The sequence below is a fragment of the Shewanella sp. DAU305 genome, from assembly GCF_026802235.1.
GTDB lineage: Bacteria > Pseudomonadota > Gammaproteobacteria > Enterobacterales > Shewanellaceae > Shewanella > Shewanella baltica.
This window is the reverse complement of record NZ_CP113808.1, coordinates 686,192-702,911: the sequence shown is the minus strand read 5'-3', so window position 1 is coordinate 702,911 and position 16,720 is coordinate 686,192. Positions and strand designations below refer to the sequence as shown.

Sequence of the window (16,720 nt, the reverse complement as noted above, 5' to 3'; positions counted from 1 at the left end):
GCGCATTTGCACTTACAGATTTAAACCATATTGTTTCAGATTTAATTACGAGAAGGGAAAAGGCCCTCAAGAGCAATAATGAAATTCACAACTTGGTAAGGTTGTACGATATGCACTGGCATATTATTACCGGCAATACCAGTATTTCCATTTACGTTAACCGTTGTGGTGGCAGTCGCAGGCGACAGTGTGGTGTCTGGTGCAGTAGTGCTAAAAGCATTAAGAGCAGTTAGCCCACTAACCACTTTGGCGGGTACCGTGGTTGGCCCTGGAGTAGCGGTATTACCGTTAGCGGAGGAAGCTCCCAATGCAACGCTCGTATTTCCTGTTCCATTTAGTGCTACGGAATGAATATGCGCGGGTAATTCATTGGCAGTCAATGTCACATTTTCAGTCCCACCCGTTTGTCCTAGGTTATATTGACTCATGCTAGGGCTTTGGCCTTGATGCACAGGCACACGCCCTTGTAGGTTAGGCAGTGCAAAAGTCGTTTGGCCATTGCCACCATAGGTGGTGCCTAGAATTGCAAAAAGCGCAGAGTTTTGCGAGACGGACAATAATTGCCCATTACAAAAGGCCCAACCACGGGGAGCGAAATTACCAGCGAACATGGAAATTTGACCGATAAATGGATCTGACATTGTTTTTCTCCTTAAAATCACGATTTTGTCTATTTAACGTTTTTCAACGAAATGATTACTCACGACATTTAATCGACAGCGAGTTCCTTTTGCTGATTACAACATCATCCACATCACACGATGAGAGGACTATCTAGATAACCTAAATCAAAAACAAAACAAATTGATTACAATTAAACATACATTAAAAATCAATAAACACAATTGTACAAAAATAAATCAGTGTAAATTATCACTCTCCACTTAACGCCGTAGCATAGATTCATAGGCGCCAGAGTAACTTTCGGGCTTAAACCCATGCTGTAGATAAAGCTTTTTAGCTTGAGTATTTTCACTCTCCACAGATAAACCGATAGGTAAATGGCGTTTCATCGCTTCTTGCTTAATGGCCGCTAAAATGGCCGAACCAAAACCGCGTCCCCGCATACTTGATATGATAATAAAATCAACAAGATGAATCCTATACTCACTGATATCGAGCATCACTTTTCCTACGGCTTGCTGGTGATAAAACAAGATATAAGTGTTGGCATTTGGATATTGTTCCCGATAAGAGGCTTGCTGCAGTCGGTATTGTTGCTCCAGCATGATTTCAACGACTTCACTGGGTAAACCAAGTTCATAAAAAAGCGTTTTTGTAGAATAAAAAAGCTGTGCCATAAATGGGTCGTCATTTGTATTAGCAGCTTTAACACTCAAGCCTATTGGTAGATTTAACTCACCTCGCATCATGCCTTTTTATCCCAATATAAACGCTGCAGAAGTTGGTTATAGGTGATTAATAATTGCTGCCACGATGGGCTTTGACATTCACGGATTGGGACGGGCTCATTTGACACAACAGGTATAAATAGTTGCCCTTGCTGCTTCGCATCAAAACGCCAATGGTGTTGCCAGCGCTCAATCTCACCTTCAGATAGTGGCCATCCTAAGATGGTAGAGAATGTTGTGGGTTTAAAATCTTTTAATTGATGATAATCCAGTAGAATAACTCGAGAAGATTGAAGTAAAGCGACAGATAATTGCGCTAAATACTGTAAAACGGTGGTACGAAATTCATCTAAGCTAGGCTCAGTATCCGTATTTTCCATCTGTTGAGTATGCAGTTCAGTTGTAAGTAAACTTTGCCCTCCAGCCATATGTCTTCCAACAACTCGTTGATGAGACGCAATAATATTCTTAGGATTGCGTATCAAGCATAACACTCGACTCTTAGGGTAAAGTTCGAGCAACATCGGCCAGCAAGCCAGATCCCATGCATTCCACTTGATCACTAACTCACGCTCGCCCAGCCTCAATCGCCCCTGTAGTCTTAAGCATAAATCGACGAGCTGAGGTTTTAGTGCCAAAGGCCAATGGTCATCATGCATAACATCGCTGCAGAGCATAGATTCAGAGAGCACTCGGCAAGTTTCGAGCAGGGCAAAACTGCTCGACACTAGCGTAGAACCACAACGGGACCAGTGAAAAATCATCAAACTTGGATTTACGATAGGCAAACTTTCCCGTTGGGATAATAGGGGTTCGAGCAAGGTTTTAGGTTGGATAAAACTGGCGAGTAAACAACGACGAGCATCACTGATATCGTCCTCTAAGAAGGGTTTAGATAACCTATGAAATGCCGGAACCCAACTCACCGTTTTATGTTGTGAGTGATAACGACAAGGGAACCAGGCTTGGCTGAAACGATCTAAATCTGGAATAAAGGTTTCTTGCTGCAAAGCAATGAATGCGAGCATGTGTTCCAAACTAAGCTCAGGCCAAGCAAGAAAATCAGCCATCAGCGCGATAAAATGCTCCACATCATTCGCTCGATGCAGTAAAAATAATGACTCTGGTTGATGTAACAATTGCCAATAGCGTTGCTCCCGCTCTTTAAAATCAACCATTAGCAAGCCATAGGATAAAAGTTAATGTATTGCACCATGCGTGGTAACTTGGCTCGATTCGGACTCGCACCATGGGGCAAGGCATGGTGCCAAATGATTAAATCACCTGCATTTGCAGCTATGGATTTAGCAGGCCACTTGCTCCAATCCTGTTGCTGCAGCTCGATATCGGGCTTGTTTGAGCTACGGAGCCATTCTTCTATCTTGAGATGAAATCCTGGGACACAACAAAATGCGCCTTGGTCAACACTGGTATCGGTTAAGTAAATTAACCCTTGAGTGCCAAACTCAACGGGTTGCTGCAGTGGCATATCCCAGTGCATATTTGGCCCGGGAAAACGCCAAGTGGGCGTTTCAGGTGGATTAAAGCTGACTCTGTCGGTTGTCATGACTAAATCCGTTCGCTGCCACAACTGTTCAAACACTTGACGGATTTTGGGGACTTGTCGATTCGCGTCCAGTTGCGGATGGCGAAACAGTTGTAGCATTATTTTCTGCATAAACTCATGAGCTTGATACCAAGTGGCGGGATCTTGTTCATTTGCCCCTAACTGCTGCCAAATAAAATCTCGAGTTGCGGCGCATTGCTCTGCCGTAAGCACATGCGGGATCACTAAGTAGCCTTCACTACGCCAAAAATTGAGTTGTGACTCGCTGAGTAATGCAGCCGGATTTGAGTCTTCAACCTCTATTGAATTTAAATCATCGACTTCTGGCATTGTGACCGATGACGTTAATCCATGGGAAATAGCGCTTAATTGCTGATTAATCCCAGCAATATCCGCGGCTGTCAGCTTGGCTATTTGCTGAATAAAAGCGACAAAAGCTGACTGATGATCGTGTTGGTATAAAGCTCTTAGACCCGGCTCTAGCCCTATTCCACAAAGATCCAGCAAGGTTTTATCTAAGTGCCATTCATTTACCCGTTCAGTGAATGGCACTCCCCGCTTACGTAGCTGTATCTTTTGCCAAAGCCGCTGTAAATGATAAATGCCTAAGCAGCTCAGATCGTCACTCGACACCAGCACTGGTTTTTGCTCTATAACATCAAAAACAAAATCGGGATGAGCGCCCTGCTCATATCGAAAAGCAAGGCATGAGAGCGGCTTAAGCCAATGCTCGCGTCGATATCGAGGTAAGGTGAGTTGAGATTGGTTTTCGCTCAGCTTGGAATGACCATAGACTTGAATGAAAGTCGTGAACTTAAGCGTTACCGCACTCGGGCTGAAATCGGGGAGCAGTAAAGTACCAGCCAAGAAGCTACGATCTCCATCGGCAAGTAAGCGCGCAGTTTGCAGGTTGAGTGCAAACAAAGGCCCTAAATAATGCGTCTCCACAAAATCCTGCACAGTACGACACTCAAGCCAAGCGTCTAGCTCAATGTTTTGCGGAATCAGCACGCCGCCATCCGCAAGATACGCCTGTAAGTGGCTGAATATCTGGACTTGAGGCTCCTGTTGCAGCAGATGCTTCATGGTTTCAGAGACTATCATATCGAACTTTACTGCAGCTTCTGGTTGCCAAACTGTGGCATCAGCACAAACAAACTCCAGCACACGATCGGCTAAGTCAAAGTGTTCAATAAGCTTGGTGACTTTATCTAACGAGGCAGGGTGAATGTCGAGCAAGGTGACTTGAATCTGACTCGCAGAAAACAGCGGCAGTAATGGTAATAACAACCAGGCAAAAGGTCCTGTACCCGCATACAAAATCTGTATTGGCCGTTGCGGATTTAGCGCCAACTTATCCTGTATGGCCAGATAAATGCCCTGAATAAACACTCGCCCACGCTCAGGATCTTCAGCACACTGCGCCGCAGTAGTGAGCGATACAGCTTTACCAAAAGGCGTAATACTCGCCTCAGTATCCAAAAAATACTCAGGGTGCAATTCCACCGCGGTTATTTGGCATAACTGCTTCAGCATGGGATCGATTAACCGTTTAGACTCCCCTGCCGAGGTTGACAACAATAGCGCGTTAGCAAACTGAGTTAATGCGACGACATCCAAACTCTGTTCTAATTCACGCTCTGAACTTTGCAGCATTGATTAACTCCCTTAACCAAGTATTCACTTCGCAATCAATCACTAAGTTGATCCGCGCATTCTGCCCTTTATTTTCAACCCAATGGACTTGGTCGGCATTGATATACCAAAGATCGCCAGCCTGCATAGGTACACGTTTATCGTCCACGTAAAAATTGAGTTGTTCATTCGTTTGCAGTGGCAAATGCAGTCTGGCCTCACCTTGCTCTAGGCAGAGTCCTTGATCTCTATGGGGTTTGATTTCAGCCCCCGCATGTAAGCGCATCAAACGCACGGATTTCACTGGGCAGGCTAGGGATTGCAGAAAACGGCATAATGCAGGGCTCGATTCGAGACTAGGCAGATCTTGCCAGTGATCCGGTGTAGAGATTGAGAAGGCTTGCAAGATAGGATGTGCTGTTTGATACTCAGCGGCGCAGCGCAAAGGCAACACATCCCAACCGCCCTGATCCCCTTGACGATAATCACGCTGATTTACGTGGGGTAGCCAGTCTTGCAGCAGCAAAGCATTCAGCTCTTGCTGTAAACTAAGGGAGTTTGGAACTTGAGCTAATAGGGCAAAAGAACAGATATCCATATCCAACCGCTTAATTTTCAGACTAAAAATAATTAGTCATCCAAGACTAGCACAAAGATGTAAGCATACAAGTTACGGGAATAATCATCATAGCGACCACTGAGAATTACCCTGCCCATACGTCAATCGCAGGCGTTGTTCATCATGCAAAGAATAGGAAATACCTAATGTTTAACTGGAAGACTATCGATACGGTTCTGCTCGACATGGACGGCACGCTATTGGATTTGCACTTCGATAATCATTTTTGGCTGAATTTAGTGCCGCAGGAATTAAGCAAACAACGGGGGCTGAGCAGCGACGAAGCGCAGCAGTTAGTCGTAAATGCCTATGAGAAAGTCGTCGGCACACTCGATTGGTACTGCCTCGATTATTGGCAGGAGCAGCTACAACTCGACATTATGGGTTTGCATCGCACTTTGGTCGATCGCATTCAGCTGCGCCAAGACAGTATGCCGTTTTTGGCGGCCTTAGCCGCTGCGGGTAAACAGCGGATTTTGGTGACCAATGCCCATCCTAAGAGTCTCGCCCTAAAGCTTGAACATACCGAACTAGCAACAGGGCTCGATGCCATGATTTCCAGCCACGAGACAGGTTACCCTAAGGAACACCCACAATTTTGGCTCACCTTGTTTAAACAATTCAACCTTGAACCAAGCCGCTGTCTCTTTATCGATGATAGCGAACCCATACTCAAGGCCGCTAAACTTGCCGGCGTAGGCCATCAATTGGGGATTGCTAACCCAGACAGTAAAAAGCCAGTCAAAGTCTTTCAAGATTTCCCCGCGATTACCGACTATCACTCGCTACTCAATGATCTAACACGATAAAAAGACAATAAAAAAGGCACCTAAGGTGCCTTCGTTTTCATCATAATGCAGATCTATCATCGCGCGCTGAAACAGCACTATAACCCAGGAATACGACCCTGATATACCACAGGGAAATAACCGTCGCTGCCGCGTTTACCTAGCATACCCAGTGACTTACGCATATCTTCTGGTTGCTCAGCCGTTTCTTTAATCTTAGCTGCTACTTTGACCATATTGCCTTCGTCTAACTGCAAAGTGCCGACGATGCCGAGCTGGTTTTTGGCTTCATCTGTGGCTAATTGCGCTTTGCCATCAACGCAACTCAGGCCAAGTTCAATATTGCCTAGTGGATAGTTGCCAAACTGATTTTTAACATTGGTTTGATTCAAAAACAGCTTACCAGACAACTGCTCGCACCAAGGTTTACCTTGCTCTAACGTCTCGACTAATAGGCTAACTTCACCGGATATTTCGGTTTTAAAGGGCAGTTTTGCATTGCCGAGTAAAAAGCTATCTGGCGCTTCGAAACGTAAACCCTGCGCACTTAAGCCGCCCATGGACCAAGAGATTAATCCTTTAGCGCTAACCGGCGTTGCACGGCTGCCCACTTGAAAATCAACTTTCACTTTACCTAACAACAAGGCCCAAGGGCTGAGATCCCAACGCACTTGTTCTAACTGGCGTTGCGGCATACTTAAGGTTTCTATGCTGCCAGACCAAATACTGCCGCTCACACCCGAAACACTGATATTTGCAGGTAATGGCGCTAACGCTATCGCAATCTTAGCGGGAAATAGAACGACTAAAAATACTAAATAAATCAGTACGCCTATGATGACTTTTTTTATCAAACTCACAGCTACACCTTAATTTATTGCGACAGTTGGATACGTCTAACTTTGACATAGCCAGGGGCATCGGCCTCTGTCAAATCAACACTTTCGAGTGAAAGTCCTTTTTTCTGCACTAACTCACTCAAATAACCTAACAAGGCATCAAAAGGAACATCGTCCATCCACACTTGGATCTTATCGCCTTGGGGCTGCATACGAGTAATCACTAACCCATAACTGCCCGCAGTTTGGTTAACCACAGAGCTTAAACTGCCCGACATAGTCGGTTTAGCACCGTTCTGCTTCAAACCCGCAATTTTATTCGCCGTTTGTTTTACATAGTTCAACGTCTGTTGCTGTGCAGTAAGGTTACGTAATGCATCGGCCTCGGCAGTGGCGATTGGCGTCCAAACACCCCAATAAAAAATACCTATGACTAAGAATACCGAACCAAAACCGACTAACTGCTGCTCGCGCGATGCGAGCCCTTGCCACCAAGTCCGCAAATTATCCATCTTATTTGCTCCTCAAGGTTAAGGTACTGGTGACTTGATCTTCACCGCTGTTCATAGTGCCGCCGTCGAGTTGGAAACGACGTCCAACGATCTCTTTAAACTTCTCGATTTGCGCGTAGTTTTTCGCACTCACTTGCATGCGGATCTCATTACGCGCGCTTTCGAATCTTAAGCTATTAGGTTTAAGTTCAGGTACTTGCTTAAAGGCATCCTGCAAACCATCGAGCATGGCAAAAAACTCGGCGCCACTGCCCTGTCCTTGCAATGCGCGTAATTGACTTTCCATCTGCGAACGCAGGTTAACAATGCGCGAATTTCCGGGCACCAGCTGCTGATAAATGGATTCGCTCTGGGCTTTAAGATCGGCAATCTGACCATTGACTTGATGTATGGTCAGCCCTTTATTCACCAAGGCCAGCACGCACGCGATGGCGATAACGATGGCAGCACTCTTCCACATCATCAACTGCTTGCTGTATTCGCGCTTAGGCGTGTAAACGCCGCCCAGTAAGTTCACTGGCGCATGCAAAATACCGCGGGCTAACACTAACATAGGCAGCTCGAGTGATTGTGGCTTAAGCTCAACACCTTCGAGTTGCATGTCGGTATAACTGGCGACAGACACTTCGCCCTGTGCGGGCCTAAGTTGTTCCAGCGCAATCGGTAACCAAGGCAAAGGTAAACTCTGGCCCGTGGCTAATCCGGTACGCAGTAATAGTTCATTACCAAAATTCATTGCCGCCCATTGGCACTCTTGCAGTGGCAAGGCTAAGCAGTCGGGTACGATGCGCTTCACTTTTAAACCCGCCTCGGTCAAACAACTCAGCCAAGTCTGCATTTGCTCATGGGCCACGGCGACCACGCTTAAGGCATCGCCATCACGCGGGCCGACGGTAAAATGCATGGCATCGACGTCCTCGGCTAAGGCTTCTTCGAGCATAAAGGGCAAGGCTTTCAAGGCTTGGCGTTGCCCTTTTTCGGGCAAATGCACGCTAGTGAGTGTCATTGCCGCGGCGGGCACTAACACATCGACGGGACGATTACCCGCACGCTCAGTTAAGGTCGACAAACCTTGGGCATTGGCGAGCTCGCCAGAGGCGATAATTTCCTGTTCTTGCTCAGACCAAACGAGCCAAGAGCATGCTTGCTCTGCTGTTCTGCCTAAGCGAATAAATAGCCGTTCACTCACAGTTTTTCTCCACCAGTCCCAGTCAAGAAAGCGTGACTGAGCTCGTTGCTATTATTTTTGTCCACCAGATTCTGCCGGGTGAGCACTTCCATTACTTCTGGCCACCAACATCAAGCCCTGCCGGGTGAGCACTGCCATTATTTTTGTCCACCAAACTGACGGGTGAGCACTTCCATTTTGTTGCCGCCGCCCTTTTTGAGCACGCTTTCCATTCTAAATACGGCGTTATCGACTTTCGCCCCCGAGGCCAACAGAAAATATTGGCTATCGATGACAAAACTCGACTTCATGGCACCTTCCCACTTGATCGAGCCCATAGATGAGCTTTCATAAAAATCTTCGATTTTGTCAAAACCATCGCCGGGGCGTTGGTTGATGATACTTTCTGCTTCGCCGACCGAAATCTGATTATCGAGCATGCCAGCTAACAGCGCCGCTTGCTCAACTTCCACAGTATTCACGTTAAGCAATTGCCTATCATTGCCTGGGATCACACAAACATAGGGCAAGAGTTTCAGATAGATATCTTGGGTGTATCCCATCACAGCGCGTAACTCACTGCGATGATTCATCAGCGTATTGGCCGCACGGTAAGGCACATTACGCGATTCATATTCAGCATCTTCGGCGCCGTAGGGGCTGGCCGTCATGTCTTCGTCGATATAATCCTTTAAGGTCTGAGTCAGGCGATCCGCACTAAAGTCGTCCATCCCTAAACTCACCAATAAAGCCTTATATTGCTTCGCCGCCAAGGGCAGCTTAGGTTGACCGTTTTCCACCTCTTTCGTGGTCGCGGACAAGGCATTTAAGTTGAAACAGGCACGCATATCGGTGATCTTGCCCGCAATTTCACCGTATTCAGCTGGAAACACCACATCGGCCATGGCCCAATATTGTTGCCTGTGGACTCGACCTTCAGAGTCATCTAAATCTTGTTTTAAAATCTTCTTCGCCAATTCTTCGGCGGAAATCGCATACCAATAAGCTTGATCGTACTGGGCCAAGTTTAAGGTTCGGCGCATAGATAACTGATTACGGCCAGTGATGTTTGTCGCGATGATCACCACCATAGCCACAATCAAGAGCACGACGATCAGTGCAACGCCGCGCTGTTTAGACCGAGATTGGGTTCTCATTCGCGGCCCTCTGCGTCTGGATCGCCGTCTCCGGAACCGCCAGAATCTGGGTCACCGGTTCCATTGCCGTTACCTGAGCCGTTTTTATCTTTGTTAGCATCGTCTGGATTTTCGTCTTTATTGTCTTCATCCTTGGACTTGTCTGGTACGGCAGCACCTAGCGGCAGCAAGAACTTACGTTGGATCTTGCCTAAGCCTTCAATCTCAATTTCCATGGCGATCGCTTTAGGCAACTTAGTCGCCTCGACTTTGCGCTCCCATTTGTCATCCATAAAGAAGGAATATTCCACCGACAATACTTTATCTATGACCACTGTCTTAATCGGCTCGGCACCAAATTCAGGCTCAGGATAAGGAAAATACCAACGCTCCAGTCGCCCTTCGTGCACCACATACGCCACAGACTGTAAGCTGCCCCGCGGTAATAAACCGTCGGGATTTAACCAACCTAAACGGTAAAACACTAAGGCTTCTGATTCCGAGTCTAAGATATCATTGCCCGTTTGGAAGATGGTCGAACCTCGACCCCCTTCGAGTAATCTGGGTGTACGCGCCACCATTTGGGCGAGATCACGCTCAATCGCACCAAAGCCTTGCTGCAGGGCTTTAAGCCGAGTAGAGAAAGTGCGCGTCACTTCATCGTTAGTCAGCACAGTGCTGAGCACGGCATTAGAAGCCAAACCTATCATGGCGAAAATCGCGATGGCGATCAGCATTTCTAGCAGGGTAAATCCCCGCTGCACACTAGTCAGTTTTAAGGACATAACTGCTCACTTGTGCTGCAATACGCTGATATCGTTCGTCTTCACTCACGCTTATGCGGATCATACGAAAATTATCGTCCGTGGTTTTCACCACTTCCTTACGCCAATACCAATCCTTTCCTGCAAGTTCGACTTGGCCTTCTTTTTTACCCACTTCAGGAAACTGCGGCTCGAGTCTGGCATCGACCATCTGATTGTCGGCCACCCACTGTGCCAAAGTGCGCGATTCCAGAATCGGCATGTTGGCCATCTGCTCGCCCAAACTTTTAGTGATCGACACGGCCGCAATCGAAAACACGGCAAGGGCCACAATCACTTCGAGTAACGTCATGCCCTTAGCGCGTTTCATCGGGGCGCCCTATAGTTAATCTGCCCAGCGCATCGCCGACCACTAACGCTTCGGCCTGCTGACCTTTGTCAGTTTTGGCGATAAACGTCAGCTCAAAAGCGCTCATCTCGCCGCTCGGGAATAGCATGACCTGTGGCTCAGGATGTTTCTTCTTGTCATCGGCAGAGGGCTCAATTAGTGGTTCTTCAAACCAAGAATCGTCTTCTTCATCGTCTTGTACCAAGGGCAAACCATCGAGCACTAAGTTCATCACGACACCCGGCTCCATCTGCTTTTCAGACAAGAGCCTGTCTTTATCCAAAGGCTCCCACTTACCGTCTTTATAAAAAACAAACTGATAACTGGTTTTCTCAATCACAATCCCAATAAATTGGCCACTCAAAACGGTCTCATCGAGCACCATTTCAGTGGCAGCGATAAACTGCCGCGCCGTTCTATCTAGGGCCTGTTGTGGGCCCGAATTGCCGATAGACATAGTCACAGCCGCTGCCGTGAGTCCCATCAACAAGATCACTAGCATCACCTCCATTAAGGTGAAACCAGCGTGGCGCAGCTTTAGCATCTTATTGGAAATTCTGTAAATTCCAGTTACCGATGTCATCTTCGGTACCTGGTTGACCATCTGGGCCTGCTGTGAATATATCTAGCTTGCCGTTTTCGCCAGGGCTTAACAGCAAGTACTTATTGCGCCATGGATCTTCTGGCAGACGTTTTACATAACCATCTTCACGGTAGTTACGTGGCTCAGGCGAAATCGTTGGCTTTTGCACTAAGGCTTCTAGACCTTGCTCGGTCGTCGGGTAGATGCCGTTATCTAACTTGTACATGTCTAAGGCATTTTCGAGTGCGACTATGTCAGATACCGCTTTTTGTTGGTCAGCTTTATCTTTGTTACCCATTAAGTTAGGCACCACCATAGAGGCTAAAATCCCTAAAATAACAATAACAACCATCACTTCGAGTAAGGTAAAACCTTGATGTTTCTTGTTCATTTGCATCGACTACTTCTCCTAAAAAAACCTATGCCAATCGACTTGGTCATAATCCATAAATTCAAAAATTAACCGCTAATCAAGTTATTCAAGGCTAAGATTGGCTGCAGAATCGCCATCACGATAAACAGCACCACACACGCCATACTCACCACCAGCATAGGCTCAAACACCCCCAGTGCTATGTTGACGTTGCCCTCGAATTCCCTGTCTTGGTTATCGGCGGCGCGTTCTAACATTTGCTCAAGCTGACCACTCTTTTCGCCCGAGGCAATCATGTATAACATCATTGCCGGAAACAACTTAGTATTAGTCAATGCCGCACCTAAGCTAGTTCCTTCACGCACCCGCGCAGTCGCATCATCCACTGCAGCCCGCACACGCACATTCTGCAATACTTCACTGGCGATACGCATACCGTCGAGCAAAGGCACAGAGCTTGCGGATAAGATACTTAAGGTCCGTGCAAAACGCGCCGTATTCAAGCCCTTACTCACGCGGCCCACAACCGGCATGCTCAATAGAAAATTGTCGTACTTCATTCGAAACGCAGGCGACTTTAACATGCGGCGAAAGAGTGCGAATAGCATCACTAGGGCGATAACGACAAACACACCGTAGTTTTGTACAAAGTCAGAGGCCGAAATCAAGAAGCGTGTCGAAGCCGGTAACTCGGCGCCCATGTGTTCAAACTGCCCGACCACTTTAGGTACAACCGCTGCCAGCAGGATGGAAATCACTCCAATCGCCACTGTGGTCAGTACTGCAGGATAAATCATGGCTTGAGTCAGTTTAGATTTAAGCTGTTGACGTCGCTCTGTGTAATCCGCCAGACGATTAAGCACCACTTCTAAGTGACCGGATTTTTCACCCGAGGCCACCATGGCACGATATAAGTCATCGAAAATGTGCGGAAATTCGGCCAAGGAATCGGCCAGACTGTAACCTTCAACCACCCGCGAACGTACCGCCATGATCATACTCGCAAGGCGATCTTTCTCGCATTGCTGACCAACGGCTTTAAGGGATTCTTCAATCGGTAAACCCGCGGCCACTAAGGTCGCGATTTGACGGGTGATCAAGGCTAATTCAGCGACCGAGATACCCCGTTTGAAAAACGAAAAGCTGCTGCTCTTAGCTTTGGCTTCTTTTTCGGAAACAGGCAGAATTTCCAAGGGCATCATGCGCTGATCGCGCAACTGGCTACGGGCGTGTCTGGCGGTATCCGCCTCGATTACGCCCTTAAGCTGCTTTCCCTTGGCATCCAGTGCCTTATATTCAAATGCTGGCATAAATTACTCCTCGCGAGTCACACGTAGCACTTCTTCGAGAGTGGTGATGCCCGCGAGCACTTTGCTCATGCCATCGTGACGAATGCTCGGCACAAACTGACGGATATACTTTTCGATAGCTAACTCACCGCGGCCGCCATGGATCAATTCGCGGACATTGTCGTCAACCAGCAATAACTCATGAATACCCGTTCGACCACGGTAGCCATTGTTACCACAGGATTTACAGCCATTGGCACGGAAAATACGTCTGCCGTCATCGGCCGCTATGCCCAGTAACTCACGCTCACGCGCATCGGGCACGTGCTCGATTTTACATTTTGGACAAAGGGTACGGATCAAACGTTGCGCCAACACGCCCAGCAAACTCGATGATACGAGGAATGGCTCAACGCCCATGTCTTGCAAACGCGTAATTGCGCCAGAGGCCGTGTTGGTATGCAGGGTTGAAATCACCATGTGACCAGTCAGTGATGCTTGCACCGCAATTTGCGCGGTTTCGAGGTCACGGATTTCACCTATCATCACCACATCGGGATCTTGACGCAAAATTGCGCGCAGACCACGGGCGAAGGTCATGTCAGCCTTAGTGTTAACTTGGGTTTGACCGATACCGTCTAGCTCGTATTCGATTGGGTCTTCCACGGTAAGTATGTTGGTGTCTTTTGAGTTGATCTCAGTCAGACCCGCATACAAGGTGGTACTTTTACCTGAACCCGTTGGGCCAGTGACCAGAATAATGCCGTGGGGGCGACGGATAAGATCTTCAAACTTAACCCTAATACCATCAGTCATCCCCAATTGTTCTAAATCGAGGTTACCGGTATTTTTATCCAGCAGACGCAGCACGACGCGCTCACCATGGCTCGATGGCATGGTCGATACCCGCACATCCACCGCACGACCTGCAATACGCAGCGAAATACGGCCATCCTGTGGCACACGTTTTTCAGCGATATCGAGGCGCGCCATCACCTTAATCCGCGACACTAATAGCGACGACAGCTTACGGTTTGGCTTGAGGACTTCCTTGAGCACACCATCGATACGGAAACGCACTACGAGCTGTTTCTCGTAGGTTTCGATGTGGATATCCGACGCTTCTTCTTTAATCGCTTCAGATAACAAGGCATTAATCAGTTTGATGATAGGCGCGTCATCATCACCTTCGAGCAAGTCTTCGGTCTGCGGCAGCTCTTCGGCAAGGGTGAATAAATCCATCTCGTTGCCGATATCTTCCATCAACTGCTGCGCTTCAGACGAGTTAGCCTGATACGCTTGAGTGAGTTTGGCCTCAAACTTAGCGACTTCGAGCTTAACCAAAGGCAAATCAACACCCGAATAACGCCGCGCTTCGAGCATGGCCGTTAACGGTGTTTTGCTGGTATAAAACAAGCTCAACTCGCCCGTTTCACCCGGCGCGAGCACCACATCGTGGCGATGGGCGAAGGCAAAAGGTAAGCGCTCTTTACTGCTCGAACGAAACACCTCATCACCTTCAGCTTCCAGACCTAGCTCATTGGAGACTTGGCTGAGGTCATCGACTTGGGATAATTGTATTTCACTCATTGGTTTTATCTTTATTCTTGTTTTCTTCCAGTGACTTTAAAGTCGGATCCGTTTGGCGCATCTGGGCATCTAAACCTTTGCCTTCTTTGTAACGCTCTAAAATCGCGTTAACTTCTGGCGGCAAATACTCTGATTGATTCCATTCTTCCAACACAGGCACTTTTGTATTTGGCATTAAGTTAACGCCACGCTCTTGCTGCTCAAGTTGTAATGCTCTGAAATAGTTATATTTACGCCCAGCAATCCCTTCCATTGTGATGCCATCACGGATAATGGTTGGTTTGATGAAGATCATCAGGTTTTTCTTGGTCTTTTTGCTCGAAGAAGATTTGAATAAATGTCCCAAAATAGGAATGTCACCCAAGAAAGGCACTTTTTGCACACTTTCTTGCACTTCTTCGTTGATCAAGCCCCCCAGAACCACAATTTGCCCTGAATCAGCCATAACGGTAGTGGTTAAACGGCGTGTCGCAAAGGAAATATCCACACCTGTATTACCGTTAACTCCTGATACTTCCTGCTCAATCGTCAGCTTAACCGCATTGCCTTCGTTGATCTGTGGCACCACTTTCAGTTTAACCCCAACCTCTTTACGCTCAACAGTTTGGAATGGGTTGCTATTGCTCGAGCTGGCGGTAGAACCTGTCAGAATAGGCACTTCGTCACCCACAATAAACGAGGCCTCTTGGTTATCTAAGGTGGTAATCGAAGGCGTTGCCAGTACGTTTGAGTTAGTGTCACTCGACACTGCTTGAATTAAGGCACCAAAGTCGCCCATGGCCACGCCCCAAGCCATACCGTTCACTTTACCTAAGGCTTGAGCAAGTAAAGTAACATCACCTTTAGTATCTGGGTTTTTGCCAATCACGTCACCTGTATTTGGGTTAGTGATGAATGTCCCTTCTTGATCTTGCGCCTGCCATACACCTGCACCAATTTCACCTATGGTTGGGCCTAAGTTATTAAACTGAGTACCACCACCCGCTTTCGCGGCCCATTGGACCCCAAAGCCGACGCTATCGCCTTCGGCGACTTCCACGATAATGGCTTCTACGAGTACCTGAGCACGGCGGATGTCGAGTTGATTAATCACGCTCTCGATAGTGCGCATCTGATCGGGTTCAGCACTGATCACTAAGGCGTTGGTTTCAGTATGCGCCATGATATTAATTTCATTACGGCGTTTACCACCTGCAGCCTGAGCGCTCGGATCTTTCTCGCCTTCCAACTTTTGGGCAAAACCGGTCAGCACTTCAACTAAATCTTCTGCTTTGGCATAACGTAGATAACGAACTTTTGTGTTACCTGTGCTGGCTTGTTCGGCATCGAGACGACGGATAAGCTCGACCACACGTTGGCGGCTCTTCTCATCACCGCTCACGACCACGGCATTGATACGTTCGTCAGCAACCACTTTTGGTGCTTGTCCTGGCAATTGGGATTGGTTAGCAGTAGCACGATAAAGGGTATCTATGATTCGTACCATTTCACCCGCGGAGGCAAATTCTAACGGCACGACTTGCACCGAGGTATCGCCTTGCTTATCTACTCGACGGATAATTTCGACTAACTTGTTCACGACAGCAGCACGGCCAGACAACATCAAGACATTGGAGGGGTCGTAGTTCACTACGTTGCCGCCACCCGCATTATCATTAAGTTGGCGCAATAACGGCGCTAATTGCTTAGCCTCAGTATTATACAAGGCCACGATACGCGTCACCATTTCATCACCAAGGCCGGGGTCGTTATCGTTAGCGACTCGAATTGCAGCGGTTTTGGCATCTTTGTCTTTAATGACTTTAATAACGTTATTTTCCATCTCAACGATGGCATAACCGTAAACTTGTAAGACGTTGAGGAAAAACTGGTAATACTGTTCATCGTTCAACAGATCATAACTGCGAACGTTGATTTTGCCGCGAATTGTCGGGTCAACTATGATGGTCTTATTCAGGTTCTTACCAACGATATTGATAAATTCTTGAATATCCGTGCCTTTAAAGTTGGCCGCATACTGTTCAGACCAAGCGAATTGGGAGGAGAACATGGCTGCACCCGCAACAACCCCAGCAATCAGCTTGCGTCGAATCCTTTTGTTATTCATTCTTTTTCTT

General features: G+C 47.4%; 17 protein-coding genes. 1 reads left to right on the top strand and 16 read right to left on the bottom strand.

What is annotated here, in order from left to right:
• Positions 1-41 precede the first annotated feature (41 nt).
• The 5 genes from OX890_RS03015 to OX890_RS02995 form a co-directional block, all read right to left on the bottom strand.
• On the bottom strand, positions 42-641 hold the full coding sequence (locus tag OX890_RS03015) for a phage tail protein (RefSeq protein WP_126490932.1): 600 nt from the start codon (positions 639-641) through the stop codon (positions 42-44).
• 243 nt (positions 642-884) lie between these two features.
• The gene (locus OX890_RS03010; RefSeq protein ID WP_126490931.1) at positions 885-1,373 is read right to left on the bottom strand and encodes a GNAT family N-acetyltransferase; all 489 of its coding nucleotides are present in this window, start codon (positions 1,371-1,373) and stop codon (positions 885-887) included.
• Positions 1,370-2,530, bottom strand: coding sequence for a sulfotransferase domain-containing protein (locus tag OX890_RS03005; protein WP_126490930.1), 1,161 nt, complete (start codon positions 2,528-2,530; stop codon positions 1,370-1,372). The genes OX890_RS03010 and OX890_RS03005 overlap by 4 nt, the downstream gene beginning before the upstream one ends.
• On the bottom strand, positions 2,530-4,575 hold the full coding sequence (locus tag OX890_RS03000) for a phytanoyl-CoA dioxygenase family protein (protein ID WP_126490929.1): 2,046 nt from the start codon (positions 4,573-4,575) through the stop codon (positions 2,530-2,532). The genes OX890_RS03005 and OX890_RS03000 overlap by 1 nt, the downstream gene beginning before the upstream one ends.
• Positions 4,553-5,152 carry an aspartyl/asparaginyl beta-hydroxylase domain-containing protein gene (locus OX890_RS02995; protein ID WP_126490928.1) on the bottom strand — a complete coding sequence of 200 codons (600 nt, stop codon included), beginning with the start codon at positions 5,150-5,152 and terminating at the stop codon, positions 4,553-4,555. The genes OX890_RS03000 and OX890_RS02995 overlap by 23 nt, the downstream gene beginning before the upstream one ends.
• 167 nt (positions 5,153-5,319) lie before the next feature.
• On the opposite strand from OX890_RS02995, the gene yrfG reads away from it, so the two are divergent.
• Positions 5,320-5,982, top strand: coding sequence for a GMP/IMP nucleotidase (gene yrfG, locus OX890_RS02990; RefSeq protein WP_126490927.1), 663 nt, complete (start codon positions 5,320-5,322; stop codon positions 5,980-5,982).
• Between the two features lie 77 nt (positions 5,983-6,059).
• On the opposite strand, the gene OX890_RS02985 is transcribed toward yrfG, so the two are convergent.
• The 11 genes from OX890_RS02985 to gspD all read right to left on the bottom strand — a co-directional run bounded on the left by OX890_RS02985 (position 6,060) and on the right by gspD (position 16,710).
• A complete protein-coding gene (locus OX890_RS02985; protein WP_011848170.1) occupies positions 6,060-6,821 on the bottom strand; it encodes a type II secretion system protein N in 762 nt (253 codons plus the stop codon).
• A 14-nt stretch (positions 6,822-6,835) separates the two neighbouring features.
• Positions 6,836-7,312, bottom strand: a complete 477-nt coding sequence (locus tag OX890_RS02980; protein WP_268650086.1) for a type II secretion system protein M — start codon at positions 7,310-7,312, stop codon at positions 6,836-6,838.
• 1 nt (position 7,313) lies between these two features.
• Complete coding sequence (gene gspL, locus OX890_RS02975) at positions 7,314-8,501, bottom strand: type II secretion system protein GspL (protein ID WP_011848171.1); 1,188 nt, start codon at positions 8,499-8,501, stop codon at positions 7,314-7,316.
• A gap of 137 nt (positions 8,502-8,638) precedes the next feature.
• Complete coding sequence (gspK, locus tag OX890_RS02970; protein WP_006084934.1) at positions 8,639-9,637, bottom strand: type II secretion system minor pseudopilin GspK; 999 nt, start codon at positions 9,635-9,637, stop codon at positions 8,639-8,641.
• Entirely contained in the window at positions 9,634-10,401 is a 768-nt protein-coding gene (gspJ, locus tag OX890_RS02965) for a type II secretion system minor pseudopilin GspJ (RefSeq protein ID WP_268650085.1), read from the bottom strand. Before gspJ ends, gspK begins: the two co-directional genes overlap by 4 nt.
• A complete protein-coding gene (gspI, locus tag OX890_RS02960; RefSeq protein WP_259561355.1) occupies positions 10,382-10,750 on the bottom strand; it encodes a type II secretion system minor pseudopilin GspI in 369 nt (122 codons plus the stop codon). Before gspI ends, gspJ begins: the two co-directional genes overlap by 20 nt.
• Positions 10,737-11,312, bottom strand: coding sequence for a type II secretion system minor pseudopilin GspH (gspH, locus tag OX890_RS02955; RefSeq protein WP_011848173.1), 576 nt, complete (start codon positions 11,310-11,312; stop codon positions 10,737-10,739). Before gspH ends, gspI begins: the two co-directional genes overlap by 14 nt.
• Before the next feature lies 1 nt (position 11,313).
• Positions 11,314-11,748, bottom strand: a complete 435-nt coding sequence (gene gspG / locus OX890_RS02950) for a type II secretion system major pseudopilin GspG (RefSeq protein ID WP_006083645.1) — start codon at positions 11,746-11,748, stop codon at positions 11,314-11,316.
• Positions 11,749-11,810: 62 nt separating this feature from the next.
• Positions 11,811-13,034 carry a type II secretion system inner membrane protein GspF gene (gene gspF, locus OX890_RS02945; RefSeq protein WP_006084929.1) on the bottom strand — a complete coding sequence of 408 codons (1,224 nt, stop codon included), beginning with the start codon at positions 13,032-13,034 and terminating at the stop codon, positions 11,811-11,813.
• 3 nt (positions 13,035-13,037) lie between these two features.
• Positions 13,038-14,603, bottom strand: coding sequence for a type II secretion system ATPase GspE (gene gspE, locus OX890_RS02940; protein ID WP_268650084.1), 1,566 nt, complete (start codon positions 14,601-14,603; stop codon positions 13,038-13,040).
• Positions 14,596-16,710, bottom strand: a complete 2,115-nt coding sequence (gene gspD, locus OX890_RS02935) for a type II secretion system secretin GspD (protein ID WP_268650083.1) — start codon at positions 16,708-16,710, stop codon at positions 14,596-14,598. The genes gspE and gspD overlap by 8 nt, the downstream gene beginning before the upstream one ends.
• Between the last annotated feature and the right edge of the window lie 10 nt (positions 16,711-16,720).

Excerpts from the sequence above, each read along its gene's own strand:
- OX890_RS03015 (WP_126490932.1), bottom strand. The coding sequence starts at position 641 with ATGTCAGATCCATTTATCGGTCAAATTTCCATGTTCGCTGGTAATTTC.
- OX890_RS03010 (WP_126490931.1), bottom strand. The coding sequence starts at position 1,373 with ATGATGCGAGGTGAGTTAAATCTACCAATAGGCTTGAGTGTTAAAGCT.
- OX890_RS03005 (WP_126490930.1), bottom strand. The coding sequence starts at position 2,530 with ATGGTTGATTTTAAAGAGCGGGAGCAACGCTATTGGCAATTGTTACAT.
- OX890_RS03000 (WP_126490929.1), bottom strand. The coding sequence starts at position 4,575 with ATGCTGCAAAGTTCAGAGCGTGAATTAGAACAGAGTTTGGATGTCGTC.
- OX890_RS02995 (WP_126490928.1), bottom strand. The coding sequence starts at position 5,152 with ATGGATATCTGTTCTTTTGCCCTATTAGCTCAAGTTCCAAACTCCCTT.
- yrfG (WP_126490927.1), top strand. The coding sequence starts at position 5,320 with ATGTTTAACTGGAAGACTATCGATACGGTTCTGCTCGACATGGACGGC.
- OX890_RS02980 (WP_268650086.1), bottom strand. The coding sequence starts at position 7,312 with ATGGATAATTTGCGGACTTGGTGGCAAGGGCTCGCATCGCGCGAGCAG.
- gspK (WP_006084934.1), bottom strand. The coding sequence starts at position 9,637 with ATGAGAACCCAATCTCGGTCTAAACAGCGCGGCGTTGCACTGATCGTC.
- gspJ (WP_268650085.1), bottom strand. The coding sequence starts at position 10,401 with ATGTCCTTAAAACTGACTAGTGTGCAGCGGGGATTTACCCTGCTAGAA.
- gspI (WP_259561355.1), bottom strand. The coding sequence starts at position 10,750 with ATGAAACGCGCTAAGGGCATGACGTTACTCGAAGTGATTGTGGCCCTT.
- gspH (WP_011848173.1), bottom strand. The coding sequence starts at position 11,312 with ATGCTAAAGCTGCGCCACGCTGGTTTCACCTTAATGGAGGTGATGCTA.
- gspG (WP_006083645.1), bottom strand. The coding sequence starts at position 11,748 with ATGCAAATGAACAAGAAACATCAAGGTTTTACCTTACTCGAAGTGATG.
- gspF (WP_006084929.1), bottom strand. The coding sequence starts at position 13,034 with ATGCCAGCATTTGAATATAAGGCACTGGATGCCAAGGGAAAGCAGCTT.
- gspE (WP_268650084.1), bottom strand. The coding sequence starts at position 14,603 with ATGAGTGAAATACAATTATCCCAAGTCGATGACCTCAGCCAAGTCTCC.
- gspD (WP_268650083.1), bottom strand. The coding sequence starts at position 16,710 with ATGAATAACAAAAGGATTCGACGCAAGCTGATTGCTGGGGTTGTTGCG.